This window comes from Nonomuraea sp. NPDC051941 (assembly GCF_044593615.1).
The window spans coordinates 68232-94866 of the sequence record NZ_JBIUCF010000044.1 but is presented as its reverse complement, the minus strand read 5'-3'; the positions used below and the strand labels follow the sequence as shown (position 1 = coordinate 94866).

General features: G+C 71.6%; 23 protein-coding genes. 9 read left to right on the top strand and 14 right to left on the bottom strand.

Features of this window, described 5'->3' with window-relative positions:
* Window positions 1-54: 54 nt before the first annotated feature.
* Genes ACIHFD_RS50295 through ACIHFD_RS50280 form a run of 4 tightly spaced genes read right to left on the bottom strand, consistent with a single transcriptional unit; the run spans window position 55 to window position 5500 of the window.
* Window positions 55-2529, bottom strand: a complete 2475-nt coding sequence (locus ACIHFD_RS50295; RefSeq protein WP_397372962.1) for a PQQ-binding-like beta-propeller repeat protein — start codon at window positions 2527-2529, stop codon at window positions 55-57.
* The gene (locus ACIHFD_RS50290) at window positions 2505-3380 is read right to left on the bottom strand and encodes a hypothetical protein (protein ID WP_397372961.1); all 876 of its coding nucleotides are present in this window, start codon (window positions 3378-3380) and stop codon (window positions 2505-2507) included. Before ACIHFD_RS50290 ends, ACIHFD_RS50295 begins: the two co-directional genes overlap by 25 nt.
* The gene (locus ACIHFD_RS50285) at window positions 3377-5056 is read right to left on the bottom strand and encodes a PQQ-binding-like beta-propeller repeat protein (protein WP_397372960.1); all 1680 of its coding nucleotides are present in this window, start codon (window positions 5054-5056) and stop codon (window positions 3377-3379) included. The genes ACIHFD_RS50290 and ACIHFD_RS50285 overlap by 4 nt, the downstream gene beginning before the upstream one ends.
* A gap of 21 nt (window positions 5057-5077) precedes the next feature.
* Window positions 5078-5500, bottom strand: coding sequence for a hypothetical protein (locus ACIHFD_RS50280; protein WP_363970373.1), 423 nt, complete (start codon window positions 5498-5500; stop codon window positions 5078-5080).
* Between the two features lie 192 nt (window positions 5501-5692).
* On the opposite strand from ACIHFD_RS50280, the gene ACIHFD_RS50275 reads away from it, so the two are divergent.
* The 3 genes from ACIHFD_RS50275 to ACIHFD_RS50265 are packed head-to-tail and all read left to right on the top strand — an operon-like array spanning window position 5693 to window position 7564.
* Window positions 5693-6214 carry a SigE family RNA polymerase sigma factor gene (locus ACIHFD_RS50275; protein ID WP_363970374.1) on the top strand — a complete coding sequence of 174 codons (522 nt, stop codon included), beginning with the start codon at window positions 5693-5695 and terminating at the stop codon, window positions 6212-6214.
* A gap of 23 nt (window positions 6215-6237) precedes the next feature.
* Window positions 6238-7095 carry a hypothetical protein gene (locus ACIHFD_RS50270; RefSeq protein ID WP_397372959.1) on the top strand — a complete coding sequence of 286 codons (858 nt, stop codon included), beginning with the start codon at window positions 6238-6240 and terminating at the stop codon, window positions 7093-7095.
* A 55-nt stretch (window positions 7096-7150) separates the two neighbouring features.
* Window positions 7151-7564 carry a DoxX family protein gene (locus ACIHFD_RS50265; protein WP_397372958.1) on the top strand — a complete coding sequence of 138 codons (414 nt, stop codon included), beginning with the start codon at window positions 7151-7153 and terminating at the stop codon, window positions 7562-7564.
* A gap of 8 nt (window positions 7565-7572) precedes the next feature.
* Here ACIHFD_RS50265 and ACIHFD_RS50260 read toward each other — a convergent pair whose 3' ends face one another.
* A complete protein-coding gene (locus ACIHFD_RS50260) occupies window positions 7573-8739 on the bottom strand; it encodes an FAD-dependent oxidoreductase (RefSeq protein WP_397372957.1) in 1167 nt (388 codons plus the stop codon).
* 19 nt (window positions 8740-8758) lie between these two features.
* On the bottom strand, window positions 8759-9226 hold the full coding sequence (locus ACIHFD_RS50255) for an SAM-dependent methyltransferase (RefSeq protein WP_350726122.1): 468 nt from the start codon (window positions 9224-9226) through the stop codon (window positions 8759-8761).
* A gap of 121 nt (window positions 9227-9347) precedes the next feature.
* Here ACIHFD_RS50255 and ACIHFD_RS50250 point away from each other — a divergent pair, with 121 nt between their 5' ends.
* Entirely contained in the window at window positions 9348-12071 is a 2724-nt protein-coding gene (locus tag ACIHFD_RS50250) for an AAA family ATPase (RefSeq protein WP_397372956.1), read from the top strand.
* A gap of 8 nt (window positions 12072-12079) precedes the next feature.
* Here ACIHFD_RS50250 and ACIHFD_RS50245 read toward each other — a convergent pair whose 3' ends face one another.
* From ACIHFD_RS50245 to ACIHFD_RS50210, 8 genes are all read right to left on the bottom strand, one after another.
* The gene (locus tag ACIHFD_RS50245; protein ID WP_350726117.1) at window positions 12080-13054 is read right to left on the bottom strand and encodes a sugar-binding transcriptional regulator; all 975 of its coding nucleotides are present in this window, start codon (window positions 13052-13054) and stop codon (window positions 12080-12082) included.
* A 72-nt stretch (window positions 13055-13126) separates the two neighbouring features.
* The gene (locus tag ACIHFD_RS50240) at window positions 13127-14125 is read right to left on the bottom strand and encodes a D-ribose ABC transporter substrate-binding protein (RefSeq protein ID WP_397372955.1); all 999 of its coding nucleotides are present in this window, start codon (window positions 14123-14125) and stop codon (window positions 13127-13129) included.
* A gap of 16 nt (window positions 14126-14141) precedes the next feature.
* The gene (locus ACIHFD_RS50235; protein WP_397372954.1) at window positions 14142-15224 is read right to left on the bottom strand and encodes an ABC transporter permease; all 1083 of its coding nucleotides are present in this window, start codon (window positions 15222-15224) and stop codon (window positions 14142-14144) included.
* On the bottom strand, window positions 15221-16774 hold the full coding sequence (locus ACIHFD_RS50230) for a sugar ABC transporter ATP-binding protein (protein ID WP_397372953.1): 1554 nt from the start codon (window positions 16772-16774) through the stop codon (window positions 15221-15223). Before ACIHFD_RS50230 ends, ACIHFD_RS50235 begins: the two co-directional genes overlap by 4 nt.
* On the bottom strand, window positions 16771-17415 hold the full coding sequence (locus ACIHFD_RS50225; protein WP_397372952.1) for a DUF2291 family protein: 645 nt from the start codon (window positions 17413-17415) through the stop codon (window positions 16771-16773). The genes ACIHFD_RS50230 and ACIHFD_RS50225 overlap by 4 nt, the downstream gene beginning before the upstream one ends.
* Window positions 17412-18878: a glycerol kinase gene (locus ACIHFD_RS50220; protein WP_397372951.1), complete on the bottom strand. Its 1467-nt coding sequence runs from the start codon at window positions 18876-18878 to the stop codon at window positions 17412-17414. Before ACIHFD_RS50220 ends, ACIHFD_RS50225 begins: the two co-directional genes overlap by 4 nt.
* Window positions 18871-19824 (bottom strand): transketolase family protein, encoded by a 954-nt coding sequence (locus ACIHFD_RS50215; protein ID WP_397372950.1) that lies wholly within the window; start codon window positions 19822-19824, stop codon window positions 18871-18873. Before ACIHFD_RS50215 ends, ACIHFD_RS50220 begins: the two co-directional genes overlap by 8 nt.
* Window positions 19821-20708, bottom strand: a complete 888-nt coding sequence (locus ACIHFD_RS50210; RefSeq protein ID WP_397372949.1) for a transketolase — start codon at window positions 20706-20708, stop codon at window positions 19821-19823. Before ACIHFD_RS50210 ends, ACIHFD_RS50215 begins: the two co-directional genes overlap by 4 nt.
* A 205-nt stretch (window positions 20709-20913) precedes the next feature.
* On the opposite strand from ACIHFD_RS50210, the gene ACIHFD_RS50205 reads away from it, so the two are divergent.
* The 5 genes from ACIHFD_RS50205 (at window position 20914) to ACIHFD_RS50185 (ending at window position 26594) form a co-directional block, all read left to right on the top strand.
* Window positions 20914-22191, top strand: coding sequence for an ABC transporter substrate-binding protein (locus tag ACIHFD_RS50205; RefSeq protein WP_397372948.1), 1278 nt, complete (start codon window positions 20914-20916; stop codon window positions 22189-22191).
* A gap of 72 nt (window positions 22192-22263) precedes the next feature.
* Window positions 22264-23205, top strand: a complete 942-nt coding sequence (locus ACIHFD_RS50200; RefSeq protein ID WP_397372998.1) for a carbohydrate ABC transporter permease — start codon at window positions 22264-22266, stop codon at window positions 23203-23205.
* The gene (locus ACIHFD_RS50195) at window positions 23202-24041 is read left to right on the top strand and encodes a carbohydrate ABC transporter permease (RefSeq protein ID WP_397372947.1); all 840 of its coding nucleotides are present in this window, start codon (window positions 23202-23204) and stop codon (window positions 24039-24041) included. Before ACIHFD_RS50200 ends, ACIHFD_RS50195 begins: the two co-directional genes overlap by 4 nt.
* A gap of 13 nt (window positions 24042-24054) precedes the next feature.
* Window positions 24055-25047: a sugar phosphate isomerase/epimerase family protein gene (locus ACIHFD_RS50190; protein ID WP_397372946.1), complete on the top strand. Its 993-nt coding sequence runs from the start codon at window positions 24055-24057 to the stop codon at window positions 25045-25047.
* A complete protein-coding gene (locus ACIHFD_RS50185) occupies window positions 25047-26594 on the top strand; it encodes a DUF4038 domain-containing protein (RefSeq protein ID WP_397372945.1) in 1548 nt (515 codons plus the stop codon). Before ACIHFD_RS50190 ends, ACIHFD_RS50185 begins: the two co-directional genes overlap by 1 nt.
* Window positions 26595-26635: the final 41 nt, after the last annotated feature.

Genomic DNA, 26635 nt, shown 5'->3' with positions numbered 1-26635 from the left:
CATCTAGAACTCTTCGGACTGTTCTATAACTGTGGCACAGATGCCGTGGAAGCGCTACGCCGCCCCAGCGACGAGCCGCAGTCCGTCGTGTCCGTAGGCCCTGGCGAGGTGGGTGAGAGGCTGGCCGAAGAAGTCGGTGACCGCGAGGGCCTGTTCCTGCGAGGTGAGCGCGTGCCAGCCGAGGAACCGCTCGTCGCCGTACCAGGAGACGAAGAAGTCCGGCTCGAAGGGGATCCGGGCGGCCCGGGCGCCGTCGGCGGTCCGCCAGAGACAGGTCTGGCTCGTGCGTCCGGGGCAGCGGGTGGCGAAGAGCAGGCCGGAGGGGGACGCCCACTTCTGTCCGTCGATCAGCTTCCCGACGTTCTGGAGGCGCCGTTCGACGGTGCCGCCGAGGTCGAAGAACGTGACGTCGAGATCGTCGTTCGCGGTCTCGTAATCGCTTTCGGGGCCGGACTGCACGGCGACGGTCCTGGCGTCGCCTCCCCAGCGGAACGCTCCGGAGTAACGTTCTCCGTGGGTGACGCGGACGAACCGGGGTCGCATCGTGGCCAGGTCGATGATCACGAACCCGGTGATCACGCCCCGGTCGGTGGCGGTCAGCAGCAGCAGCCGGCCGTCCGGTGACCAGACGGGCGAGGCCACGCCCATGGGAGCTTCGACCGTGGGGATCCGCCGGACCGACCGCGTCCGGGTGTCCAGGAGCGTCACCGGGTCCCGGCCGCGCGAGGGGTAGTTCTCCGTCGTCCGGGCTCCCCAGGCGCCGCTCGGCGAGAGCGCGTGCACCTTTGTGCCCAGCCGGGTGAAAGTTCCCTTCGCGCGGACGTAGGGGTGCCCGTCCAGCAGGTACGCGGTGACCACGGGTGGGGCCGTGACATCTTGGGCCACCGTCACCTTCGTCCCCGGCAGACGGGACAGGCCGAGCCGCCGCGAAGGCGCGACGGGAAGCGTGGTCCGCGCCTGGACGCCAGGGCCCGCGTCGCGTATCCGGTCGGCGATCGAGCCGGCGAGCGCCGTCAACCGGCGCCGGACGGGGAGGTCGCTCGACACCACGGTCGCCACCACCGGGCCGGCCCGGAAGTAGATCCTGGCCGGCGGGGAGGAGTCCGCCACGGCCTGGTCCCCGATCCCGGCGGCGGGCCGATACGCGTAGACGTCTCCCAGCGTCTCGACCATGTCCGCGGCCTCGTCCGCGTCGCCGGCGATCCAGAGCACGCGGACGCTGAAGGAGCCGCCGCCCGGCTCGGCGTAGCGGCAGGAGACGGATCTGGGCAGCGTGTACCCGTACAGGGTGGTCTGGGGTGGGCCGGGGGAGAACGTCCCTCCCGGCAGGAGCGCGCAGGCGTCCGGCCAGCGGCCCGGGTCCACGCCCCCGAGCAGCGAGGAGCCTCTGCCCGGCGGGAGGCGCCGCAGGGCCGAGAAGCGCACGCGGCGCGTCTGTCCCGCCGCCGGAATGACGCTCCCGACGTAGAGCCGCTGACCGGCCGACGCCAGCACCTCGGCCGGGACGGGCAGGGTGTACGAGGTCGCCGCGCCGGTCCCGGGATCGATCGCATCGACGACCGGGAAACCGCCGAGCCCTGCCCGGGCTGCGATGCCGCCCTCGACCAGCTTCGCGTACACCGGGGCGGGCCTCACCTGCCACAGGGGCGCGCCGTCCGGCCAGGACGTCGCCGCCAGGACGTCGTCCTCGCCGCTGTGATAGGTCGTCAGCACGAGGCCGGGCCCCCGGGCCACGGCGCATCGCGGCCAGCATTCGCCGTGGTGGAGCACGGCCCGCCCGCGGTCGTCGAACAGGGTCATCGCGCGGTCGCCGAAGACCGCGATCATCCCCTCGGCCACCTGGAAGTCCGGGGAGGTCCCCGCGGGGAGCGGGATGGAGCGGAGTGTCGTGCCCGTGGCGGCGTCCAGCAGGAGCACGCGCGGCGACCGGCCGCAGGCGAGGAACAGCACCACGTCGGCGGCGCGGGCCGCCGAGCCGGAGACCTCACACCCGGCGGGCATGCGGAAACTCCACACGTCGCGGCCCGCTCCGGTCGAGATCCCCCTGATCGCGCCGGTTTCCAGATCCTTGACGGCGAACACCGGCGAGCCGGCCCGGGGAGCCGACGATCTCCGCCAGCCCGGCGGGAGGGACGTCCGCTGCCTGCGCCAGAGCTCCTTGCCGGTGGTGCTCGACACCGCGACCAGCTCATGCCTGCCGCTCGCCTGCTCGGCCGGCCGGTAGTAGTCGATCACGGCGACGTCCGAGGCGAGGTCCCAGCCCGTGGCGGACGCCGTGGTGAGCTGGTGCTTCCACCTCGGGCGCCCGTCGTCCACCCCGAACGCGAGCACGCCCCGCGCGGTGCGTACGAGGAAGTCGCGGGAGGTCACGGCGTGCTCGTAGCCGTCGCGCGTGATGGGCACGTCGGCGTGCCAGAGGGGGACGAGCCGCGCGCTCGGCAGGGCGCCGGCCGGCGCGCTCGCCGGCAGCAGCGCCAGGCCCAGGAGGAGGGCGGCCAGGAGGGCTATCTTTTCGGTGGCTCGTGGCACGGCCGGTTCCTCTTCCACGCCCGATAGCCCGCGCCGAGAGTGGGATCGCCGTAAACGGCGGCGTACTTCTTGGCCTCTCCCGTGACCCTGAACGGCTGCCCGTCGGCCTCGCCGAAGAACGCGCTCGTGGGCTGCCCGTCGGCCTTGTAGACGTAGACCACCTCGATGTCCCACTCGTACCAGCGGTGCTCGGCCCGCACGGTGAAGTCGACCGTGACGCGCTCGCCATCGGCCAGGTCGATGCTCTTGGGCAGGTACCGCGAGCCTCCGCCTTCAGGCGCCTGGAGGTCGAGGTTCACATCGATCTTGTACTCGGTTCCCTCCCCCTGGGCTGGAATGGTGAGGCAGGTGCCCGCGGGAACGGGACCGGACCGGAGGACCCGGGGCCGGACGTCGATGATCCTGATCGGCTCGCTGCGCTGCCCTTGGAGGACGATGACCACGTTCATCTTCCCCACGCGCGCCGCGTGATTGCGTGACAGCATCTCGACCAGCTGCTTGAAGCTCGGGCCTCGCATCAGCAGGGCGTGATCGACGGGCGGCAGCCGGTCGCGCGTCGCCACGGACTCCGTCACGTAGAGCCTCGACGTGACCGTGCCGGCCAGCGCCGGTGCGCCGGTCAGATCCCGGGCCGCGTCCACCAGAGTGGGCCACATGCCGGCCACCACGCCGCAGAGCACCAGCACGACCCCGGCGGCGATCAGCCGGGGGAGCCTGGGGATGCCCCGTGAGTTGATCGTCACGTCCCGTGCGGACGTGATCTGGATGTTGTCCCCGCCGACCACCGCATCGCGCAGCACCGGGGCCGCGGCGGCCGGCTGATCCGGCTCCGTGCCGGGCAGGCGGGTCATGCTGCCGCCCGGAGGCTACCGGCCACCGCACGGGCGAGCCGCATCGTGACGTCGCGGTCCCCCGCGCCGTCCATGCGGACCAGTGCGCCGCCCACTCGTACGACCGCCGCGTCGGTCATCGAGCTGTTGACGTACAACCGCACCCCGGGCTCGGGGCTGGAAATCCCGCTGAAGTCATCCTCGCCGAACCTGACGACGATGGCTTCGAGCGTCGTCTCCGCCTCACCCGCCGTCGCGCTCACCCACAGGACGCTGAGCGTGAGCACGGGGTGCTTCGCGTCGTCGGGGACCAGGTCACAGCCGGTGGGTGTGTTCAGGCCGAGTTCGGGCGGGCCCGGCCGGGGGAGGGGCCGGTAGCGGGCCTTGGGGAACTCGGCCGCCAGCGCCGAGGCCGGGACGAGTGAGCACGCGTCCGGCCATCTCCGGCGCTCGACGCCGCCTCTCGCCGTGAGGCCGGGGTCGGTCACCGGCGGCGGGACCGTCTTGTACGCCAGCACCGGCTTCATGTCCTTGTCCGTCTCGGGGGCGACGAGCAACGCGTACCGGCTGATGCCGATCACTTCCTCGTAGATCGGGTTCGTGGCAACAGGTGTCTGCTTCCCCGTCACCGGATCCACCGCCACGATGACGGACCTTTGGAGTGCGGCGAGCCGCCTCGTCCCGTAGATCCGCCCGTCGACCGCCGCGACCGTCTCGAACTCTCCCGCCTCGCCGTGGATGGGCGTGACGCGGCGCGAACGGCGGTCCACCGCGTCCGCCACCACGGACTTGCTGACGTCGTCCTGCCGCACGACCAGCAGGCCCTCGGCCGTGGCGACCCACGAGCACGAGCACGTCTCCCCCGCGAGGTGCTCGTAGAGCAACCGCCCGTCGGCGTCGTAGACGGTGAAGGCGTTGTCGCTCTCCACCCCGATCGCCCGGCCGAAGACCGAGATCAGGGGAGTCCCCGACGGGAAGACCTCCCGTTCCCAGAGGAGACGCCCGGTGGAGACCTCCAGCGCGCGCAGGCGGGAATGTCCCGCGCAGTTCATCAAGAACGCGGCCACCGACTCGTCCGCGCTTCCCGAGGCGAGGTGGCATCCGGGGGAGACGGCGGACTCCCACCGCGGCTGCCCGTCCACGGCGTCGAGAGCCCGCACCACGTCGACGGAGGGAATGTGGATCAGCACCCGTTGCCCGCCTGTACCGAGGTACGTGAAGTAGGGATCAGGCAGGTCGGAGCCGTAGAACCCGGACGTGAGGTTCCAGAGGATCGCCCCGGTGCGCCCGTTGAAGGCGAGCAGGCTGTCGCCCGAAGGGACCACCTCGCCATCCTCGTCATCGCGCGTGGCCACCGAGACCACGTAGTCACCGGTGGCCTCGAGTGTTTTGTCCGTCGGCATGGGGACGCCGCTGTCCGACTTGCTGAAGGACCACAGGATCTGACCTGTCGCGGCGTTCCTGCCTTCGACCTGGTCGTCGTGTGTCAGGACGAGGACGTCGTCCAGGAACAACGCGCCGGGCCAGTAACCGACGAAATCGGCCTGCCATAACAGGGAACGGACTCCGGAGGGAATGGCCGGTCCCCGCGGCTCCACGGGAAAACGCGGGGCCGGTGGGGCGAGAATCGCGAGGCAGAGGAGGCACAGCAGGGCGTGCCACACCCACGACTCGCGAATCCGCCATCCCGTGATCACGAGATATGCCTGGTAAACGCTTCAGCGCCGGCGGATGTCGATATCCCGCGCCTGCCCTATCTGGATGTTGTCACCGGATATCGAGCTGCCGGAGACTATCTGGCTGCCGTCGTTGGCGACGATCGCGCCGGCGGGGGCCGTCCGCAGCAGCTCCGTGACGTCTCTGACCAGCTCGGGATCGGCGGCCATGGCCCTTTTCAGCTGGCCGCGCAGCGCGGCGACGAGGTCCTCGTCCTCGGGCGTCTCCACCACGTCCTGTACGGCGGATTCGATGCGGTCGCGGCTCTCCTCCCGCTTGACGAAACGCTGCAGCAGCCGGCGCCCGAGATTCACCGACTCGTCGGCGGCCAGGTCCTGCGTTTTGGTCAGCACCGCGGCCCCGTAAGCGCCGATGGCCGCCGTTATATAGGGCATGACCTGGCCGGCGATCGCAACGATGTCCACGCGCCCCTCCTCGCTTTCTCATTTCATCAACTCCGATAAGGAAAGGGTTACATCATTCGTGATCGCCGGGCCATGGATGACGGCGCAAGCGTGGCTCGCGGGCGGGCGGGGATATTTCCGGTGCTCTCCGGTCAACCGGACGTGAGCCTCAGGGAGTGTCAGGAGGTGGCACGACCGACGAGAGGAGCGCGGGTGGATGCGGAATTCGTGAGTTTCGTGCGGCACCGGGGAGACCATCACCTGAAAACGGCGGTCCTGCTCACCGGCGACTGGCACACGGCTGAGGATCTGGTCCAGTCCTGCCTGGGCAAGCTGTATCGCGTGTGGCATCGGCTGGACACCAGCAGCGACCCCGACGCCTACCTGCGCCGGATCCTGGTCAACACGTACCGGTCCTGGTGGCGTGCCCGGTGGCGGCGCGAGATCCCGCGCGCCGAGCTGCCCGAGTTGCCCGGTCCCGGTGACGTGGGGGACACCCGGGCCGTGGCCGAGGACGTACGGCAGGCGCTGGCGCGACTGCCTGCCAGGCAGCGGACGGCCCTGGTGCTGCGGTTCTTCGCCGACCTGCCGGAAGCCGAGGTCGCCGATCTGATGGGCTGCTCACCGGGGACGGTCAAGACCCACACGCATCGCGGCCTGCAGGCGATGCGGCGGCTGATCTCTCCCGACACGCTGGTCAACCGAACCGAGGACGAAGGGAGTGGGATCCGGTGAGACACCGACACGAGGAGCCGTCCATGAACGAGCACGAACTCCGCACGCTGCTCATCAAAGCGACCGACGACCGGCCGGCGGGCATCGACCTCATGCCGGCGATGCCGAGGCGCCGGCTGGCCAGGGCCCTGGTCCCGGCCGCCGCGCTGGCCGTCGCCGCCGCGGTGGCCGCGGTCGCGGTGGTGCTGCCCGCGACCCAGTCGTCGGCGCAGGCCCAGGTGATCGCCGCGGTCGAGAACACCAGCCAGGAGAGCTACCGCATCCATGTCACGTCCGATACCAAGGTGTTCGACGGCGCCATCGACCCCGTCCGGCGGATGGGCGTCATCACGAGGCAGGACGGGGCCGAAACCCGGTTCGTCGGCGACCTGATGTACGTCCGGGAGAGCGGCGCCGCGACGTGGCTGGTCTCGCCGCGCGCCGACGCCGAGCTGGCGGGCGCGCCGCCAATCATCGCCCTGGTCAAGCTCGCTCCCATCGACCCTCATGCGGCCCTGGAGCGGCTCCGTACGGCCACTGACGTCCGCGAGGCCGGCACAGCCTCCGGGCAGGGCTGGGCCGGGCAGCGGTTCGCGTTCTCGCTGGAGGCCGGGAGCGGTGCCGATGTGAAGGCGGGCACGGCGGAAGCGGCCACGGGCACCGTGGACGTGGACGACCAGGGCCGGATCCGGCACCTGGAAGTCGCCTTCGGCGATTCCGGCAACCGGAACGTCATGGACTTCAGCGACTTCGGCACCCCCGTCTCGGTCACCGCTCCGCCCACCGACCAGGTACGGCAGCCGCCCGCCGACAAGCTCGGCAAGCCGACCGGGAAGCCGACCGACAGGGCGCGGCAGGAATCCGGTGACAAGGTCGGGGAGCCCACCACCAAGACGTCCTGACCGGCCACGCGCGAGGCCCGGACACGTCGCCGCGGGCGATGTCACACTCGCCGGCATGGAGAGCTCTCAGGAGGCGAACACCGCCTTCCAGGGAGCTCTCTTGACCACCGCCTATGTCGTCACCGCCCTCGTGACCATCGCCGCCAACACGTTCTCGGGCTTCGCCGCCATCACCCGGCTCGAACCGATCATGCGGACGCTCGGCCCCGCCCTGAAGACGGCGGGAGTGCCCGAGTCCTGGCTGGTCTTCCCGATCGGCGCGCTCAAGGTCGCGGGCGCGCTCGGGCTGGCGCTCGGCCTCCTCGGCGTGCCGCTGATCGGCACGGCCGCCGCGGCCGGGCTCATCCTCTACTTCGTCTGCGCCCTCTACACCCACCTGCGCGTCAGCGATTTCTCGCCGATGTTCTTCCTGGCGATCGGGTTTCTCGGGCTGGCGGCGGCCACGCTGGCGCTGGACCTCCTGAGGTGAAGGAGCGGCTACGAGTCTGCCGTCGCCAGCTCGGACAGGTTCATCGCCATCGCGTGGTGGACCGCGGGGACCCAGTCCAGCGCGCGCAGGGCCGTGTTGCGCAGGGAGCGCAGCGGGCCGTTGCCGACCGTCGCGATCCTCGTCATCCGGTGGGTGAAGGCGACCACGTCCTCGGCGACGGGACGGCGCTCGGTCCCGTACGTGTCCAGGATCGTCTCGGGAGCGCCGTCGCGCAGCACGGCGGTGAGCTTCCCGGCCAGGGAGAGGGCGTCCTGGATGCCGGTGTTCATGCCCTGGCCGCCGGCCGGGCTGTGGACGTGGGCCGCGTCGCCGGCCAGGAAGATCCGGCCCGCCCGGTAGCGCTCGGCCAGGCGGTGGTGGACGCGGAACCGCGAGCTCCAGACGAGGTCCGTGACCGTGGCCGGCTGGGTGCGCGGCCCGCGGGTGTCGAGGAGCGACTGGATGTCGGCGACGCGGGGGCGTTCGGGGGCCTCGTCGAGCGTCGCGACGATCCGGTGGCGGCCGCCCGGCAGCGGGGCGACGACGGTCAGCCCTTCGGGGGCGAAGTACAGGGCGACCTCGTCGGTGGGGCCCGCCCAGTCGAGGCGGACGTCGGCGAGGACGAACGACTGGGCGTAGGTGTCGCCCGTGAACGCGATCCCGGCCTGCTCGCGCACCGTGCTGTGCATGCCGTCGGCGCCGACGGCGTACGAGGCGCGGATCTGGCGGCCGTCGGACGTCGTGGCGGTGACCCCGGTGGCGGTCTGCTCGACGGCCGTGACCGCGTACGGGCGGTGGACGGTGCCGCCCGCGGCCCGGAGCCGGTCCAGCAGCACCTGCTCGGTGATGTCCTGGGGCACCATCAGCGTGTACGGGAAGTCGGTCGGCAGCTTGTCGAAGGCCACGGTCAGCAGGACCCGGTCGCGGTCGCGTACGGTGAAGCGGGGCACGATGACCCCCCTCGACACCAGCTCGTCGCTGACGTCGATCGCCCGCAGCACCTCAAGGGTGCGGGCGTGCACGACCGCGGCCCGCGAGGTGTTGGCGCCGCTCGCCACCTTGTCCACCAGGACGGCGTCCACGCCCTGCCGGGCCAGCGAGGTGGCCAGGGCCAGGCCGGCCGGGCCCGCGCCGACGATCAGGACGTCCGTGCCGGCCGGAAGTTGTGCGTTCATACCGCGAAATCCCCTTGTCTCAGTAGTAGTTGCGCATCAGTTCGGTCGCCCAGGCCGGCTGTACGGTCTCGCCCTGCGGCCCGAACTCCGCCATGTAGGGCTTGAGATCGAGGACCGGGCTGCCGTCGATGGCGTCCAGACCGCGTACGCGCACGTCGAGGCCGTCCACGGCGAGCAGGCGGCAGCGGGAGACCCCCAGCCTGTTCGGCCGGTTCTTGGCCCGCTGCGCGAAGATGCCCACCGGCGGCCAGTCCGGATTGCCCCTCGGGCGGCGGGCCGCGGTGTGCACCGACTCCGGGTCCACCAGGTGGAAGAGGAACACCACCTCCAGGTGCGAGAACGCGTCCAGCCCCGCGAGGGAGTCCGGCTGGAACTGCGTCCCGTCGAGGCGGATCACCGCTTCCTCGGTGTTCCAGTCGTCGTCGAACGCCTCGGTGCGCCCGCCCACGACGGTGCCCACCGGTTGCAGGGTGACGGCGTGCTCCACGGCTTCCTCCAATGTCGGGTTTCCGCTCACGACCGTACGGGCCGGGGCTCGCCGGTGAATAAGTCACGATGACCGGGTTGCTCGCGGGCGGCGGAGGCCGCTTAGGTAAGGTCGGGGCATCATGATCGGGCGAAACGCCGAGATCGCCCTCCTTAGCGGGCTGATCGCCGAGTCCGGGACCGGCCGGGGCAATGCCGTCGTCGTGTACGGAGAGGCCGGGATCGGCAAGTCGGCGCTGCTGGCGGAGGCCGCGCGGGCGGCGGGCGACGACGTGCTGGCGCTGCGGATCACCGGCGTGGAGGCCGAGGCCGAGCTGCCCTTCGCCGCCCTGCACCTGCTGCTGCGGCCGGCCCGGCACCTCGTCGCGGGGCTCCCAGAGGCGCAGCGGGCGGCCCTGCTCGGCGCGTTCGGCGAGAGCCAGGGCGGGGCCCAGGACCGCTTCCTCGTCGGGCTCGCGGTGCTGACCCTGCTCGCCGAGCTCGCCGAGGAACGTCCCCTGCTGTGCCTGATCGACGACGTGCAGTGGCTGGACCGCGCGTCGGCGGACGCGCTGGTGTTCGCGGCGCGCAGGCTGGGAGCCGAGCGGATCACCATGATCCTGGCCGCCCGCGACGACGGCGCGCAGCCGCCCGTGCAGGGCGTCCCGGAGCTGCGGCTCGCCGGTCTCGGCCGGGCGGACTGCGAGCGGCTGCTCGCCGGGCCGGCCGCCGATCTGGTGCCCGAGGCACGGGACCGGGTGATCGAGGAGGCCGAGGGCAACCCGCTCGCGCTCCTGGAGTTCGCCGCCGCCCTCGTCCCCGAGCAGCGGGCGGGGCGGCTGGCTCCGCTGCCCCTGCAGGCGCCCAGGCTCCCCCTGCCCGGACGGCTCGAACAGTCGTTGCGTGCCGCCATCCGGCGGCTCCCCGAAGCCACGCAGCTGCTGCTCCTGGTCGCCGCGGCCGAGGGCTCGGGCAGCCTGGAGCTCGTCCTGCGGGCCGCGGAGGGCTTCGGGGCCGGCCTGCCCGACCTGGAACCGGGCGAGCGCCACCACCTGGTGCAGATCTCCGACGGCCGGCTGCGCTTCCGCCATCCCCTGGTCAAGACCGCCGCGTACCACGAGGCGCCGCTCGCCCGGCGGGTGGCCGCCCATCGCGCGCTGGCGGACGCCCTCGACGGCGACGAGCACGCCGACCGCAGGGCCTGGCACCTGTCCGCCGCCGCCGTCGGTCCCGACGAGGAGATCTCGGACGTGCTGGCGGCGGCCGGGGAGCGGGCCCGGCAGCGTGGCAGCCACGCATCGGCGGCGACCGCGTACGAGCGGGCGGCGCAGCTGACCGTCGATCAGGACCGGCGGGCCCGCCGGCTGGCCGCCGCCGCCGAGTCGGCGATGGGCGCCGGGCAGCTGGCCCGCGCCGGCGCCGCGGCCGACCGGGGCCGGCGGCTGACCGGGGACCCCGTGGTGCTGGCCCGGCTGGTCGCCGTGCGGGCCGCGGTCGACTCCGAGCACGGCAGCCCGACGCCGGCGGCGCTGATCGACGCGGCCGCCGGCATCGCCCGCACCGCGCCGGCCGACGCCGCGTCCCTGCTCGCGACCGCCGCCGCCGAGGCCTGGTTCGCCGGGGACCACGCCGCGCTCGGGCGGGCCGCGGAGCTGCTGGAATCCGTCGTGCCCGGCGACGACCCCGTGGCCGGAACGGTACGCGGCATGGAGCGGGTGGCAGCCGGCGACCCGGCCGCGGGGCTGCCGCTCATGCGCGCCGCCATCTCGCCGCGCGCCGCCACGGACCCGGTCGCCGGTACGTACGCGGTGTTCGGCGCGTTGATGACCGGCGACGACGAGGCGGCCTGCGAGCTGGCCGCGGCCCGCGTGGCCGCCTGCAGGGAGCAGGGCCTGATCGGCGCGCTGCCGCATGCCCTGCAGCTCCTCACCCAGGCGCAGCTCCTGCGGGGAAGGCACGCGGAGGCGGCGGAGTCGGGCGCCGAGGCCTGGCGGATCGCCCACGACACCGGGCAGGCGGGGCGGCTGCGGCACCTGCACGGCATCCTGGCGTGGCTCGCCGCCGTCGAGGGCGAGGACGACACGTGCGTACGGCTCGCCGGCCAAGCCGACGGCGCCGCGCGGGAACGCCACGGATCGGGGTGGGGCGGCTGCGCGCTGATTCTGCTCGACCTGGTACGAGCCCGGTACGACGCGGCGGCCGAGCGGATGGCGCGGATCCTCGACGGCCCGCTCGGGCACACCGTGATCGTCACCTTCGCCATGGCCGACCACGTCGAGGCCTGCGCCCGGCTGGGCGACCCGGGCCGGGCGGCCGAGGCGTTCGCCCGGTTCGACGCCTGGGCGGCGGCCAGCGGACGGCCGGGCGCCGCCGCCGTCGCGCACCGCTGCCGCGCTCTCCTCGCCCCGCGCGGCGAGGCCGAGGCCCACTACGGCGCGGCGCTCGAGTGGCACGCCCGGGGCGGGCGGGTGTTCGAGCACGCCAGGACGGAGCTGCTGTACGGCGAATGGCTGCGGCGGGCCCGCCGGCGCTCCGACGCCGGGGCGCAGCTGCGATCGGCGATGGGCCGCTTCGCCGCGCTGGGCGCCGCACCCTGGGCAGAACGGGCACGTACGGAGCTGGCCGCGACCGGCGCCCGCGCCGACCTGCCGGAGCTCGGCGTGGCGGCGAAACCGCTCGACGCGCTGACCCCGCAGGAGCTGCAGGTCGTCCGGCTCGCCGCGACGGGCGCCACGAACCGGCAGATCGGCGCGCAGCTCTTCCTCAGCCCGCGGACGGTGGGATTCCACCTGTACAAGGCGTACCCGAAGCTGGGGATCTCCTCGCGCGCCGACCTGGCGGCCCTCGACCTGGGCCACCCCGCCTAGCGTCGCGATCAGGAGCAGAGCAGGCGGGCGATCGTCAGGTCGGTGATGAGGACGTTGACCCAGCCGCCCTCGATCGCGGCCTTGATCGCGGAGAGCTTGCGCATGCCGCCCGCGACCCCGACCCGGCGCTCGACGGCACGGAAGGTCGGCGCGTCGATGCCGATGACGCGCTGGTCGAAGCCCGAGTCGACGGGTTTGCCCGTGGTGTCGAAGAAGTGCAGGCAGACGTCGCCGACGGCGCCGAGCCCGCGCAGCTCCTCCTGGTCGGCCTGGCTGACCGCGTTGCCGCTGCTGAGCAGCAGGGGCGAGGGCTCCAGGCTGCCGATGCCGACCAGCACGACGGTCAGGTCGTGCCACTGCGCCTGCACGTCCTTCACGCTGGGGTCCTCTAGCAGCGCGTCGCGGATCGCGGTGGTCGCGACCACGCCGGGCAGGGGCACGAAGATCGGCCGGGCGTAGGTGAGGTTGGCCAGGCGGGCGACCAGCCGGGTGGCGTGCACCTGCGCCTCGGGGCTGCCGACCCCGCCGACCAACTGGATGACGCGGTCGGCGACCTGGGAGTTCTTCTGCGGCAGGCGTTCGACCGTGGCCAGCAGGGTCTCGCTCCAGGAGGAGATGCCGATCACGTCGCCGCCGGTGAAGGTGACGCCGAGGTAGGCCGCCGCCGCCGAGGCCAGCGGCGGGATCACGTCGTCCTGGTAGTCCTCGACGTCCACGACCACGGCGTCGCGCAGGCCGTAGCGCCGCTGCAGCTCCTCCTCCAGCTCGGTGTGCACCCCTTCGGGGAGCGTGACCACCGTGCGGACCATGCCCCGCGTGACCGCCTCCTTGAGCAGGCGGGACACGCGGGGCTGGGAGATGTTGAGCGTGGCGGCGATCTCGGGCTGTCGCATGTTCTGCTCGTGGTACATGCGCGCGACCCGGGCCAGGAGGCGCAGGTGATCCTTGGTCGTGTCGCGCCTACGTTCCGCGTTCTGGACCACCGCGTACTCCTTTCTATTCACTCCTGAATGAAGCCTATTGTCCGAACCACCGTGGCGGAGACGCCGGCGGGGTCACTTCCTGGCGAACACCCCGAACTCGTCGGCGTTGTCGGCCGTGACGAGCTCGCAGTCGATGGACTGCTTCTCGTCCTTGCCCGTCTTGCCGGTCTTGATGAACTGGTCGGCCTGGTCCACGGCGCTGGTGGCGCCGAGCGCGGCGGGCTGCAGCCCGGTGGCGTGCATCTCGCCCGCCTTGATGGCGGCGATGGCGTCGGGGCTGCCGTCGAAGCCGACGACCACGACCTTCTTCAGCAGTCCCGCGGCCTTCAGCGCCGCGACCGCGCCCAGGGCCATGGTGTCGTTGCCGGCGATGACGCCCTGGATGTCGCGGCTCTTCTGGATGATGGTCTCCATCTTGGTGAACGCCTCCTGCTGGTCCCAGTTGGCGCTCTCCTTGGCCACCGGCTTCATGTCCGGGTACTGGGAGATCACGTCGGCGAAGCCCTTGGAGCGGACGCTGGCGTTGGTGTCGGACTCCTTGCCGACCAGCTCGACGTAGTTGCCCTTGCTCTTCATGGCCTCCACGAACGACTGCGCGACCAGCTGGGCGCCCTGGGAGTTGTTGGAGACGATCTGGGCCTTGGCGACGCCGGTGGCGTTGATCTCCCGGTCGATCAGGAAGACCGGGATGCCGCCCTGCGCGGCCTTGCGGACCGGCCCGATGGAGGCGTCGGCGCCCGCGTTGTCCAGGATGATCGCCTTGGCCTGGCGGGAGATGGCGGCGTCGATCAGCTCGCTCTGCTTGTTGGGGTCGTCGTCGTGGGAGGCCACGGACGTCTGGTAGCCGAGCTTCTCGGCCTGCGCCTTGGCCGCCTCGGCCTCGGCCTTGAAGAACGGGTTGTCGTGCGACGGGGTGATGATCGCGATCAGGCCGCCGGCGGCCGCGGCGCTGCTGCGGCCCGCCTTCGCGGTGCTCGCGGGCTGGTCGCCGCCACCGCTGCCGCAGGCGGCGAGCGTGGTGCAGCCGAGCAGGACGGAGAGTGCCAACGTGACGATGCGGGTGGGGGGCATGGTGTCTCCTTGTCGTTCAGTCGTGCTTCTTGCTTGCGGCGACCGCCGCCGCGGCGGCTCCCCGTCGCTTGAATCGCTGCTGGCCCTGGTCGAGCATCACGGCGAGGATGATGACCGCGCCCTTGATGAGGATCTGCCAGAACGTCGACACGCCCAGGATCACCAGGCCGTCGGCGAGGAAGCCGATGACGAACGCGCCGACCAGGGTGCCGCGCACGGTTCCCCGGCCGCCGCTGAGCGCGGCGCCCCCGATGACCACCGCCGCGATGGCGTTGAGCTCGTACGTCTCCCCGGCCTGCGGGGCGGCCGAGGTGAGCTCCGAGGCGATGATGAGCCCGGCGACCGCCGCGCAGGCCCCGGAGATCACGTACACGGTCGTCTTGACCCGCCGGATCGGCACGCCGGACAGGTCCGCGGCCCGCTCGTTGCCGCCGGTGGCGTAGAGCCAGCGGCCGAACGGGGACTTGGCCAGCAGCAGCACGGCCGCCACGGCCAGCAGGATCATGATCCAGATGGAGGTGGGCAGGCCGAGCGGGCGCCCGCTGCCGAGCAGCTCGAAGCCGGTGTTGCCGAGTGCCGGGTTGCCGCCCAGGTTGGGGTAGGTGGCGCCGTTGGAGATGAGCATCGCCGCGCCGCGGGCCACGTACAGCATGCCGAGCGTGGCGATGAACGGCGCCACGTTGAAGCGGGTGACGAGGATCCCGTTGATCAGGCCGACCGCCATGCCGACCGCGACGCACAGCACGATCACCACCCACACCGGCGGATAGGCGATCACGCCGCCGACGTGCAGACCCTGCAGGAGCTCGCCGGCGACCACCCCGGACAGGCCCACGATGGAGCCGACGGACAGGTCGATGCCGCCCTTGAGGATGACCAGCAGCATGCCGAGCGCGATCACGCCGTTGATGGCGACGTGCTTGGTCATCGTGATCAGGTTGGGGACGGTGAGGAAGGAGTCCGACAGCAGGCCGAAGATGACGATGAGCACGGCGAGCGCGATGAAGGCGCGCAGCTCGAAGGCCACGTTCAGCAGCGAGAGGCGGCGGGCCCGGGTGGCGGCCTGCTCCGGGGCCGCGGTGGTCGCCGTCGCCGTCATGACGAACCGTCCTGGGTTCCGCCGTCGGACACGCGCATCAGTTCCTCCCGGGTCAGCCCCCCTCGCCCAAGCTCGCCGCGCCGAAACTCGCCGACGAGGGCGCCGCGGGCGAGCACGAGCAGCCGGTCGGGGATGTGCAGGGCCTCTTCGGCGTCGGATGTGGTGAACAGCACGGCCAGGCCCCGCCTGGCCTGGGCCGCCATCAGCTCGAAGATGTCGGCCTTGGCGCCCACGTCCACGCCGCGGGACGGCTCGTCCAGCAGCAGGACGCGCGGCCCGGTCAGCAGCGCCTTTCCGATGATCACTTTCTGCTGGTTGCCGCCGCTCAGCGACCCGATGGCCGCCTGGGCGCCGCTGGTCTTGACGGTGACGTCGGCGATGGTGCGGGTGACGGCGGCGCGCTCGCGCTCCTGGGAGACGAACAGGCCGCGGACGAACGTGCCGAGCGCGGACAGGGACAGGTTCTGCCCGACCGACATGGTCTGGACGAGGCCGTCGCGCTGGCGGTCCTCGGGCACCAGCACCACGCCCCGCTCGATGCGGTCGCGGATCCCGGCCTCGTGCAGGGGCGCGCCGTCCAGCAGGACCTCGCCGGAGGACGGCCGCAGGCGGCCCGCCAGCGTCTCCAGCAGCTCGGTGCGCCCGGAGCCCATCAGTCCGTAGACGCCGACGATCTCGCCCGCGCGCACGCTGAGCGACAGCCCGTTCACGGCCAGCCGGTCGGGGACGGCCGGGTCGGCCACGGTGAGCCGGCGCACGGCCAGCGCCTCCTCGCCGAGCACCGGCTCCCGGCTGGGGAACAGCGTGTCCTGGTCGCGGCCGACCATCTGCTCGACGATCCAGCGGATGTCGACCTCGTCGGCCCGGGCCGTGGCGACCAGCCGCCCGTCGCGCAGCACCACGACGTCGTCGGCGATCTCCAGCGCCTCGTCCAGGTGGTGGGAGATGTAGACGACGGCGACGCCCGCGGCGGTCAGCTCCCTGATCACCCGGAAGAGCACGTCGACCTCGGGCGCGGTCAGGGCCGAGGTCGGCTCGTCCATGATGAGGACGCGGGCCTGCTGCAGCAGCGCGCGGGCGATCTCCACCAGCTGCTGCTGGCCGAGCCGCAGGTCGCCGACGAGCCGGTCCGGGTCGACGTCCTCCTCCAGCCGGTGCAGGACCGCGGCCGTGGCCTCGCGCTGTGCCTTGCGGTCGATGGAGCCGTACGCGGTGCGGACCTCGCGGGCCAGGAACAGGTTGTCCTGGATGCTGAGGTTGGGGCAGAGGCTGAGCTCCTGGTGGATGATGGAGATGCCCTGGTCGGCCGCGTCGCGGGAGGAGTGCAGCCGCACGGGCCGCCCGTCGAGCTCGACGTGGCCGGTGGTGGGCCGTTCGATCCCGGCCAGGATCTTCATCAGGGTCGACTTGCCGGCGCCGTTCTCGCCGAACAGCGCGGTCACGCGGCCGGGCGCCACGTCGAAGTCGACGCCCTTGAGCGCGTGCGTGCCGCCGTACACCTTGGTGACCTCGCCGGCCCGCAGGACCGGGCCAGAGACGGGCGCGCTCATGAGATCGCCACCGGCGTGATGGTCACGGTCTGGGGTGTCAGCAGGGTGAACGCCCCGGTGACGGAGATCTGCTTGCCCTCCAGCCCGGCCGCGTCCAGCCCTTTGAGCAGTTTGTCGCGCAGCTGGTTGTTGAGGGCGGTGGCGGCGTCGGCGTACTCCACCTGGTTGGTGAACTGGCCGAACGTGATGAATCCCACCGCGTCGCGCAGCGCGGTGCCGTTGATGGCGGGACCGGTCTGCACGGAGACCCGGGTGCCGTCCGGCAGGCCCTTGACGGTGACGGGCAGCAGCCCGGACTTGGCCGCGCCGGCCTCGCCCGTCACCTTGACGGCGAAGGTGTAAGGGCCGGTGCCCTGGCGCTTGCCGTACTTCTGGCTCGCGGCGTCCTTGTCGGCGGCCAGGGCGTCGAGCAGGACGGGCAGGTCGACGGCGGCGCTCTTGACGGCGGGGACGATCTTGGCCTCGTAGTTCTGGGCCCCGAACGCGGCCGGGTCGAACTTCTTCGGAGCCGCCGCGGCCGCGGTCTCGGCGGTCCGGTACTCGGTGCTGACGGCCATGAGGACGACCAGCACGGCGACGGCCGCCGTGGTGATCCAGCGGATCGGGACGCGCCGACGGGGGGTCGGCGCCGTTGCTGTCATGTGCTGCTCCCTTCACCGGAGGGGCGGGATCTGCGCACGGCCTCGTGCCAGGCGGCCTTCCTGGCCGCGCGGTCCGTCTCGTCCAGGGCGGGCTCGAACCGGTCCGCGGGTCGCGGGCGCCGTTCCAGCTCGCCGAGCGTCCACAGCTTGGCCGCGAGCCCGGCGGCGTCGGCCACGCCGAGGCATGACAGGTCGTGCTCGCCGGAGCGGGCGACGGCCCGGCCGCTGACGTCGGCCTGGAACTGCATCAAGCGGGCGCTGCGGGTGAGCCCGCCGTCGGCCATGAGCACGCTCACCTGGCCGACGGCCTGATCGACGGCGGCCACCACGTCCTCGACCTGGAAGGCGACCGCCTCCAGGGCGGCGGCGACGAGCTGGGCCCGGCGGGTGGCGAGCGTCAGCCCGATGATGACGGGGCTCGCGTCCGGGTCCCACCAAGGGGCGCCGAGGCCGCCGAAGGCGGGCACGAAGTGGACGTCGCCCGGGTCTGCGGCCTCGGCCAGCAGCACGTCGGCGGGTACGTCGAACAGCTCCGCCAGCCAGCTGACGGTGCGACCGGTCGCGCGGATGTTGCCCTCGACGGCATGAACAGGACCGTCCCCGAGGTCCCAGGCGATGCTGCGGCACAGGCCGGGCGCCTCCGGAGGGCCGCCGATGGCCATCACCGAGGAGCCGGTGCCGTAGGTGGCCTTCACCACCCCGGGCCGCCAGCCGGCATGGGCGAACATCGCGGCGTGCGAGTCGCCCATGACCGCCAGCACCGGCACCCCGTCGGGCAGCGGCGCGAGGTCGCGGACGGCGGGGAAGGCGCCGCAGGAGGCGACAACCCTCGGCAGCACCTCGGCCGACACCCCGAACAGCTCCAGCAGCCGCGGGTCCCACTCCCCGGTCCCGACGTCGAGCAGCTGGGTGCGCGAGGCGTTGCCGACCTCGATGACGTGCTCCCCGCCCAGGCGGCTGAGCAGCCAGGAGTCGACGGTGCCCAGGCACAGCTCGCCCGCCCGGGCCCGGCGCCGGTCCGGATCGTACGCGTCGAGCAGCCAGCGGGCCTTGAGCGCGGAGAACATCGGGTCCAGCGGCATCCCGCTCACCGACCGCACCAGGCCGGCGGCCCCGGTGGCGGCCAGCTCGTGGCACTGGGCGGCGGTGCGCTGGTCCTGCCAGCTGATCAGCGGCCCGACCGGCTCGCCGGTGCGGCGCTCCCACAGCACCAGCGACTCGCGCTGGTTGCCGAACCCCACGCCGGCGACCCGGGCGGCCTGCTCGGGGCCGACGCACTCGGCGACCGCCCGCCGCACGCTCTGCCACAGCTCGTCGGCGGACTGCTCGACCCAGCCCGGGCGGGGCTGGCTCTCGGCCACCGGTACGACGGCGCGGGAGACGACGCGGCCGCCCTCGTCCACGAGCAGCGCCTTGGTGGAGCTGGTGCCCTGGTCGATGGCCAGGATGAGCGGGCTAGCCATGGCGCAGCAGGTCTTTGACGGCGCTGACGATGCCGTCGGCGGACAGGCCGAAGTGGTCGAGCAGGAAGGCGGTGTCGCCGGTGGGGGCGAACACGCGAGGCACGCCGAGGATGCGCATGGGGACGGGGTGGCGGGTGACGACGGTGGCGGCGACGGCCGCGCCGAGCCCGCCGCTGATGGTGGCCTCCTCGGCCGTGACGATGCCGCGGGTCTCCCGCGCGGCGGCCACGATGGCCTCCTCGTCCAGCGGGTCGAGGAAGGGCATGTTGAGAACCCGCAGGTAGACGCCCTCCTCGCGGAGCCGGGCGGCCGCCTGCAGCGCGCGGGAGGTCAGCGAACCGATGGCGATCACCGTGGCGTCGTCGCCGTCGGCGAGCAGCACCGCCCTGCGCGGCTCGAAGGGCGCGCCCTCGGGCGTGACCACGGGCACCTTGAACCGCGGGATGCGCAGGTAGCTGGGCCTGCCGGAGGCCGCCGCCCAGCGGACGGCGGCGCGGGTCTGAACGGAGTCGGCCGGGACGATCACGTCGAGCCCGGCGACCGCGCGCATCCAGGACAGGTCCTCGATCGAGTGGTGGGTGGGGCCGAGCTCGCCGTAGGCCATGCCCGGGCTCTGCCCGCAGAGCACGACGTGCGCCTCGCTGTAGGCGACGTCGGCCTTGATCTGCTCCAGGGCGCGGCCGGTGAGGAACGGCGCCGCCGCGCACACGAACGGGATCTTGCCGGCGTTGGCGAGCCCCGCGCCGACTCCGACGAGGTCCTGCTCGGCGATGCCGACGTTGATCAGCCGGTCGGGGAAACGCTCCCGGAATCCGACGAGGTTGCTGGAGCCCACGGAGTCGTTGCAGACGGCCACGATCCGCTCGTCCTCGGCGGCCAGGGCCAGGAGCTCCGCGGCGAAGTCCTGCCGGCAGTCGAAGGCGGTCTGCTGGTCGGTCACGGTCATCGTGCCAGCTCCGCGAGGGCCGCTTCGACCTGGTCGGGGCTCGGCACCTTGTGGTGCCACTCCACGCGGTCCTCCATGAACGACACTCCCTTCCCCTTGATCGTGTGGGCGATGACGGCGACCGGCCTGCCGGTCGACGAGCCGCTCATCGCCTGCAGGAGGGCGAGGTGGTCGTGGCCGTCGACCTCGCGTACCTCCCAGCCGAAGCTGCGCCATTTGTCGTCCAGCGCCCCCAGGGCGTTGGTGTCCTCCGTCCTGGCGCCCTGCTGCAGCCGGTTGCGGTCGATGACGGCGGTCAGCGACGACAGGCCGTGGTGGGCGGCCGCCATGGCCGCCTCCCAGTTGCTGCCTTCCTGCAGCTCCCCGTCGCCGAGCACGACGAACGTGCGCCAGTCCGCGCCGTCGAGCTTGGAGGCCAGCGCGCACCCGGTGGCCACGGGCAGACCGTGCCCGAGCGCACCGGTGTTGGTCTCGATGCCGGGGACCTTGATGCGGTTGGGGTGACCGTTGAGCGCCGACAGCGGGGCCATGAAGGTGTCCAGCTCGGCCTCGGGGAAGAAGCCGCAGTGGGCGAGGGTCGAGTACAGGGCGGCGGCGCAGTGTCCCTTGCTCAGCACGAAACGGTCGCGCCCGCTCCACCGCGGACGTTCCGGATCGACGGACAGCACGCCGTAGAAGCAGGTGACCAGGATGTCGGTGACCGACAGGTCACCCCCGACGTGCCCCAGCTGGGCACGGTCGATCATGCGGATGATGCTCCGGCGCACCTCGGTGGCCAGCTGGTCCAGCTCCGCGGCCGCGGTGTGCCGGTCGGCCCGGCGAATCCGCTCGGCCGCCTGGCGATAGACGGCCGAACGCGTCGGATCGGCAGCAAGCAACGACATCACCGGGCCACGTCTTGAATATCTATTCCAATATGACTAGGCATATTTTGAAGCTAAGGCCGCCATCGCGTTCATGTCAATGAGGTGCGGAAGCTTGCGACTCGCCTGCTTCTTGACGGCTGTATGTCGCCGACGTTACATTCCGCTCGAATAGACAGGCGGTATTGAATAGCTATTCAATCGCCTCCAGCCCTCTGGAGAGGCAATGAACATCCCAAGCAAAGCGGCAGCTCTGGCAGCGTCTGCGCTGCTCCTGACCGCCTGCAGCGGCCGAGTCCAAGACAACACCAGCGCGACCAGCGGGGGGCAGGTCAAGCTGAGCTGGTGGATGGTCACGCAGAACGCGGACACGGCGAACGCCGCGTTCAAGTCGATTATCGGCGACTTCGAGAAGCAGAACCCGAACATCAAGGTAGATCTTCAGTACCGCGCGGTAGATGCGCACAAGGACGCGCTGCGCACCACGGCCGGCAGTAGTTCCGGCCCGGACATCTACTACAACTGGGCCGGGCCCGGCCTCGGCGGCGAGCTCGTCAAGTCGGGCGTGAGCCTCGATCTGAGCAAGTACTACCAGCAGTACAAGTGGGCCGACCGGTTCAACCCGTCGACCCTGGCGGCGTACAAGCAGTACGGCGGTTACCACGGCGTGCCCTGGACGCAGCGCACCGAGGTCGTCTACTACCACAAGGACCAGTTCGCCAAGGCGGGCATCAGCGCGCCGCCCACCACGTACCAGGAGTGGGCCACGGCGGCGCAGAAGCTCAAGGACGCCGGGCTCACGCCCATCACCATGGGCGGCAAGGACAACTGGCACGTCATGCGCCTGCTGGACACGTTCATCGAGACCAACTGCGGCGCCGAGCTGGGCGACAAGCTCAACACCCGCTCGACGAGCTGGGCCGGGCAGCCGTGCGTGGACAAGTCCTTCGAGCAGCTCAAGCAGTGGTCGGGCAACTACTTCAACAAGGGCTTCGCCGGCCTGCCGGTGGCCGAGGCGGGCGCGATGTTCCACTCGGGCAAGTCGGCCATGCAACTCGAGGGTGACTGGTTCACCCAGCAGAACATCGACGCCGGCGACGACCAGAACAACGTGGGCGTCTTCCCGATGCCCACGGGCACCGACCGGCTCTACGGCTTCTCCGAGGGCATGTACATCAGCAAGTCGAGCAAGCACCCGGACGAGGCCGCCAAGTTCCTGGACTTCTTCACCTCCGCCGCCGTGGAGGGCAAGTACCTGGGCGTCTTCTCCTCGGTCCCGGTGAACAAGGAAACCAAGGGGGAGAACCCGCTCGCGCCGATCAACACGCAGATCGCCGAGCTGACCGGCAAGGCCAAGGGGTTCTTCCTCAACAACGACCAGAACTTCCCCACCGACGTGACGACCGAGTACTGGCGCATCCAGAACGGGGTCACCAGCGGCTCGATCGCCCCCAAGGAGGCGGGCGCGCTACTGCAGAAGTTCATCGACACCCATAAGGACTGACCAGCCGTGACCGGCCGGGGGGATCGCTCCCCGGCCGGTCCGATCAACCGAGGAGGAGCGGCCTTGGCCACCGTGTCCACCGCCCCGACCACGTCACGACCCACCCACCCCTCGCACCGCCCCCGCACGCCACGCCGCGGCCTGCCCATCCTGGGCGCGCTGCCGTTCCTGGCGCCCGCGCTGGCGCTCTACGGGATCTTCCTGCTGTTCCCCATCGTGTCGGCGATCTACCTCAGCTTCGTGCGGTGGAACGGCTTCCCCACCGTGCCGCAGATCTGGGCCGGACTGGCGAACTACCAGGACATCTTCACCAACGACACGGTCTTCCACACCGCCCTGCGCAACAGCGTCGTCTGGGTCGTGCTCTCGCTCGTCGTGCCCACGGTGCTCGCCCTGCTGCTCGCCCTGGCGCTCAACCACCGGCTCCTCGGCCGCAACCTGCTGCGCTCGGCGTTCTACATCCCGGCCGTGCTGGCCTCGATCGCCGTGGCGACCATGTGGACGTGGATCTACAACCCGAACTCCGGCCTGGTCAACAGCACGTTGACGTCCCTCGGCCTGTCGTCGTGGATCCAGGACTGGCTCGGCGACCCGCAGATCGCCCTCTACTCCGTCTTCGTCGCCTTCGTCTGGCAGACGACGGGCTTCTCGATGGTGCTGTTTCTGGCCGGGCTGCAGACGGTGCCGGCCGACCTGGTCGAGGCGGCCAAGCTCGACGGCGCCTCCGCCTGGCAGACCTTCCGGAACGTCACCCTCCCGGCACTGCGGCCGACCTTCACCGTCGTCCTGGTGCTCACCGTGATCAGCTCGCTCAAGGTGTTCGACCTCATCGTCGGCATGACCAACGGCGGCCCGGCCCAGTCGAGCCAGGTGCTGGCCCTGTGGTCCTACAGCCAGTCGTTCATCAACCACAACTTCGGAGGGGGCAACGCGCTGGCCGTCGTGCTCCTCGTGATCACCCTGGCGCTCGTCCTGCCGTACCTGATGTGGACCTTGAAGGAGGACGAGCGATGAACGCGGTCCGCCGTGCCAACTACCCGCTCATCGGGCTGTGGATCGCGCTGGTCGTCTGCGCGCTCATCTGGCTCGCGCCGTTCGCCTTCATGGTGCTGACCTCGCTGAAGTCCACGGCCGACATCGGCCGCTCGTCCATCTGGGCGATGCCGGAGGTGTGGCGGTGGGACAACTACAGCGCCGCCGCGGAGCGGGGCGAGCTGTGGACCGTGGCCAAGAACAGCGCCTACATCGCGCTCATCAAGGTGCCGCTCGGCCTGATGATCTCGGCCGCGGCGGCGTTCGCCATCGCGCGGCTGCGCTTCAAGCGGCAGCGGATCCTGCTCATCGTGATCACCCTGGGTGCGATGGTGCCGGTGCAGGTCGCCATCGCCCCGATGTTCACCACGCTGTCGAGCATGGGGCTGCTGAACTCCACGAACGGGATCATCCTGCCCTACCTGGCCTTCGGCATCCCGTCCCAGGTGTTCTTCCTGTACGGGTTCTTCCGCTCCCTGCCCCGCGAGCTCGACGAGGCCGCCCGCATCGACGGCTCGGGGAACTGGCGCCTGTTCGTACGGGTCATCCTGCCGCTGGCCAAGCCCGCGCTGGCCGCGCTGTTCATCCTGGACTTCGTCGCCACCTGGAACGAGTACGGGATGGCCCTGGTGCTGCTGCAGGACCAGGACGCGCGTACGGTGCCGCTGGCGCTGCAGGCCTTCCAGTCGCAGTTCGCCTCGAACTACGGGCAGCTCAACGCCTTCATCATCATGTCCATCCTCCCGGTTCTCATCGTCTATCTGATGTTCCAGCGCTTCTTCACACAAGGCGCCCTCGCCGGCGCGATCAAGGGATAGGAGACCATTCCGTATGGCAGCAGAACCACTGTTCGGCGCCGGGCTCTGGCACTTCGGGCAGTTCCGCGACCGTTATGCCACGGACGGGTACGGCCCGCCCGTCTCCACGCTGGAGGCGATCGACCGCGCGGGCCAGGTCGGCAGCCTGTCCGTGGTCGACATCAACTACCCGTTCAACCCCGCCGACCTCGACGTGGACCAGCTGGAGGACCGGCTGAAGGCCAACGGGCTGCGGGCCATCGCGCTGACGCCGGAGATCTACACCAGGAAGTTCGCCCGCGGCGGCTTCACCAACCCCGACCCCGGGATCCGGCGCGCGGCCATCGAGCTGGTCAGCGAGTCCGCCGACCTGGCCCGCCGCCTCGGCTGCGACTACGTCAAGCTCTGGCCCGGCCAGGACGGCTGGGACTACCCCTTCCAGGCCGACTACAAGGCGCTGTGGCAGATGTCCATCGACGCCGTCCGCGAGCTGGCCCAGCGCCACCCCGACCTGCGCTTCGCCATCGAGTACAAGCCGCGCGAGCCGCGTAACCGCATGACCTTCTCCTCGGCCGCCCGCACCCTGCTGGCCATCGAGAAGATGGACGTGCCCAACGTCGGCATCCTGCTGGACTTCGGCCACTCCCTGTACGGCCTCGAGTCCCCGGCCGACGCGGCCCAGCTCATCCTCGAACACGACCGGCTCTACGCCATCGACGTCAACGACAACTTCCGCGGCTGGGACGACGACATGGTGGTGGGCTCCATCCACCTCGTCGAGACCTTCGAGTTCTTCCACACCCTGCGCCAGGCCGGCTGGCAGGGCGTCTGGCAGCTCGACCAGTTCCCCTTCCGCGAGGACTCGGTGGAGGCCGCCCGCGCCGGCATCGAGGTCATGCGGACGATCTGGCGGGCCCTGCAGGTCCTCGACGTGGACGCCCTCGCCGAGGCCCAGGCCCGCCAGGACGCCCTGGCCGCGCAGCGCATCGCGCGCAAGGCGCTGCTCAGCGCCCAGGTGGACGGCTGATGGGCGACGTGACGCGCGTCGGGGGAGCCTGGCGCGAGGTGGAGATCACGCTCACCGCCTCGGCCGACCTCCCCGACGCCTACACCGCCGTCGAGGTGTGGGCGGACTTCACCCACGACACCGGGCTGTCCCTGCGCAGGCCGGCGTTCTACGACGGCGGCCGCACGTGGCGGATCCGGTTCAGCTCGCCGCTGGCGCACGGCCGCTGGCACTGGACCACCGACGCGTCCCTCGACGACCGGGGGCTTCGCGGGGCGTCCGGGATCATCGAGGTGGACGCCGCCGAACCGCCTGCGCACCGCTTCCGGCGGCACGGCTTCTGGACCATGTCGCCGGGCGGGCGCAGCCTCGTGCACGCCGACGGCACCCCGGCGATCATGGTCGCCGACACCGCCTGGGGCCTGCCCTGGCGGGCCACCGAGGAGCAGGTGCGCACGTACGCGGCCGACCGGCAGGCCAAGGGCTTCAACGCGGTGCTGCTGATGTCGGTCCAGCCCGACATGCGGGCCGTCGGCCCGCGCGACCGCTCCGCCGACGAGGGCTTCGACGTCGCCTTCGAGGACCTGCCCGGCGGGCACGTCAACGCGCTCAACCCCGCCTACTTCCAGTATCTGGACCGGCTCCTGGACATCCTGGTGGAGCACGAGATCGTGCCCGTGCTCCAGCCGGTCTTCCAGGGGTTCGGCTGGAAGGGGCTCGATGTGGCCGGCACGGTCGTGCCGCCCGAGGAGTACGCCCGCTACTGCCGCTACCTGGTGGCCCGCTACGGCGCCCGCCCCGCGATCTACCTGGTCGGCGCCGACGGCTCCGGCCGCGAGCCGCAGATCGCGGCCGGCGGCGCCGAGGTCCACGCCTGGGACTGCTACGCGCAGCCCACCGGCATCCACTACCGCCCGCACGCCGACAACCGGGCCTGCCAGGACGCCGACTGGCTGGACTTCCAGTGGTGCCAGACCGGTCACGGCGGCGAGCACGTCCCCGAGCGAGTCGCGGTCATGCGGCGCGACACGCCCGTCAAGGCCGTCGCCAACGGCGAGCCCACCTACGAGCAGACCCGCAGCGTCACCAACGCCGCCGGCTGGTGGCAGGGCCACGAGGCGTGGAGCAACCTGTGCGCGGGCGGGGCCATGGGCGTCGTCTACGGCGCCGCGAACATCTGGCAGTGGAAGCTGCACGCCGACGAGCCCGGACACGCGCCGTACTTCCTGGCCCCGTCGGGCGGCTGGCGCGAGTCCCTCGACTTCGAGGGCTCCACGTACGTCGGGCTGCTCGGCAAGATCCTGGACGGCCTGCCCACGACCGACATGGAGCCGGACTGGGAGACGTTCATCAGCCCGCGCTCCCTGCGCGTGCCCGGCCGCCTGCACGTGGTCTACCAGGAGCACGGCGGCGCGCTGCGCCCGACGCGCGAGGACGGGCTGCCGACCGCCTACCGCGTCGTCGACCCGCGCACCGGCGACGTCGTCGCCAGTGGCCGGCGCCGGCCCGGCGAGGCCGTCGAGGACGAGCGGCAGGTGGCCCGCGTGGTCATCTTCTACGACGAATAAGACGAATGACCCGCCGCCACGCCTTGGAGGGGGCGTGGCGG

Bases quoted from the DNA above. Each gene is read 5' to 3' on its own strand.
- ACIHFD_RS50290 (WP_397372961.1), bottom strand. From the start codon at position 3,380: ATGACCCGCCTGCCCGGCACGGAGCCGGATCAGCCGGCCGCCGCGGCC.
- ACIHFD_RS50270 (WP_397372959.1), top strand. From the start codon at position 6,238: ATGAACGAGCACGAACTCCGCACGCTGCTCATCAAAGCGACCGACGAC.
- ACIHFD_RS50265 (WP_397372958.1), top strand. From the start codon at position 7,151: ATGGAGAGCTCTCAGGAGGCGAACACCGCCTTCCAGGGAGCTCTCTTG.
- ACIHFD_RS50260 (WP_397372957.1), bottom strand. From the start codon at position 8,739: ATGAACGCACAACTTCCGGCCGGCACGGACGTCCTGATCGTCGGCGCG.
- ACIHFD_RS50250 (WP_397372956.1), top strand. From the start codon at position 9,348: ATGATCGGGCGAAACGCCGAGATCGCCCTCCTTAGCGGGCTGATCGCC.
- ACIHFD_RS50240 (WP_397372955.1), bottom strand. From the start codon at position 14,125: ATGCCCCCCACCCGCATCGTCACGTTGGCACTCTCCGTCCTGCTCGGC.
- ACIHFD_RS50235 (WP_397372954.1), bottom strand. From the start codon at position 15,224: ATGACGGCGACGGCGACCACCGCGGCCCCGGAGCAGGCCGCCACCCGG.
- ACIHFD_RS50230 (WP_397372953.1), bottom strand. From the start codon at position 16,774: ATGAGCGCGCCCGTCTCTGGCCCGGTCCTGCGGGCCGGCGAGGTCACC.
- ACIHFD_RS50225 (WP_397372952.1), bottom strand. From the start codon at position 17,415: ATGACAGCAACGGCGCCGACCCCCCGTCGGCGCGTCCCGATCCGCTGG.
- ACIHFD_RS50220 (WP_397372951.1), bottom strand. From the start codon at position 18,878: ATGGCTAGCCCGCTCATCCTGGCCATCGACCAGGGCACCAGCTCCACC.
- ACIHFD_RS50215 (WP_397372950.1), bottom strand. From the start codon at position 19,824: ATGACCGTGACCGACCAGCAGACCGCCTTCGACTGCCGGCAGGACTTC.
- ACIHFD_RS50210 (WP_397372949.1), bottom strand. From the start codon at position 20,708: ATGTCGTTGCTTGCTGCCGATCCGACGCGTTCGGCCGTCTATCGCCAG.
- ACIHFD_RS50205 (WP_397372948.1), top strand. From the start codon at position 20,914: ATGAACATCCCAAGCAAAGCGGCAGCTCTGGCAGCGTCTGCGCTGCTC.
- ACIHFD_RS50195 (WP_397372947.1), top strand. From the start codon at position 23,202: ATGAACGCGGTCCGCCGTGCCAACTACCCGCTCATCGGGCTGTGGATC.
- ACIHFD_RS50190 (WP_397372946.1), top strand. From the start codon at position 24,055: ATGGCAGCAGAACCACTGTTCGGCGCCGGGCTCTGGCACTTCGGGCAG.
- ACIHFD_RS50185 (WP_397372945.1), top strand. From the start codon at position 25,047: ATGGGCGACGTGACGCGCGTCGGGGGAGCCTGGCGCGAGGTGGAGATC.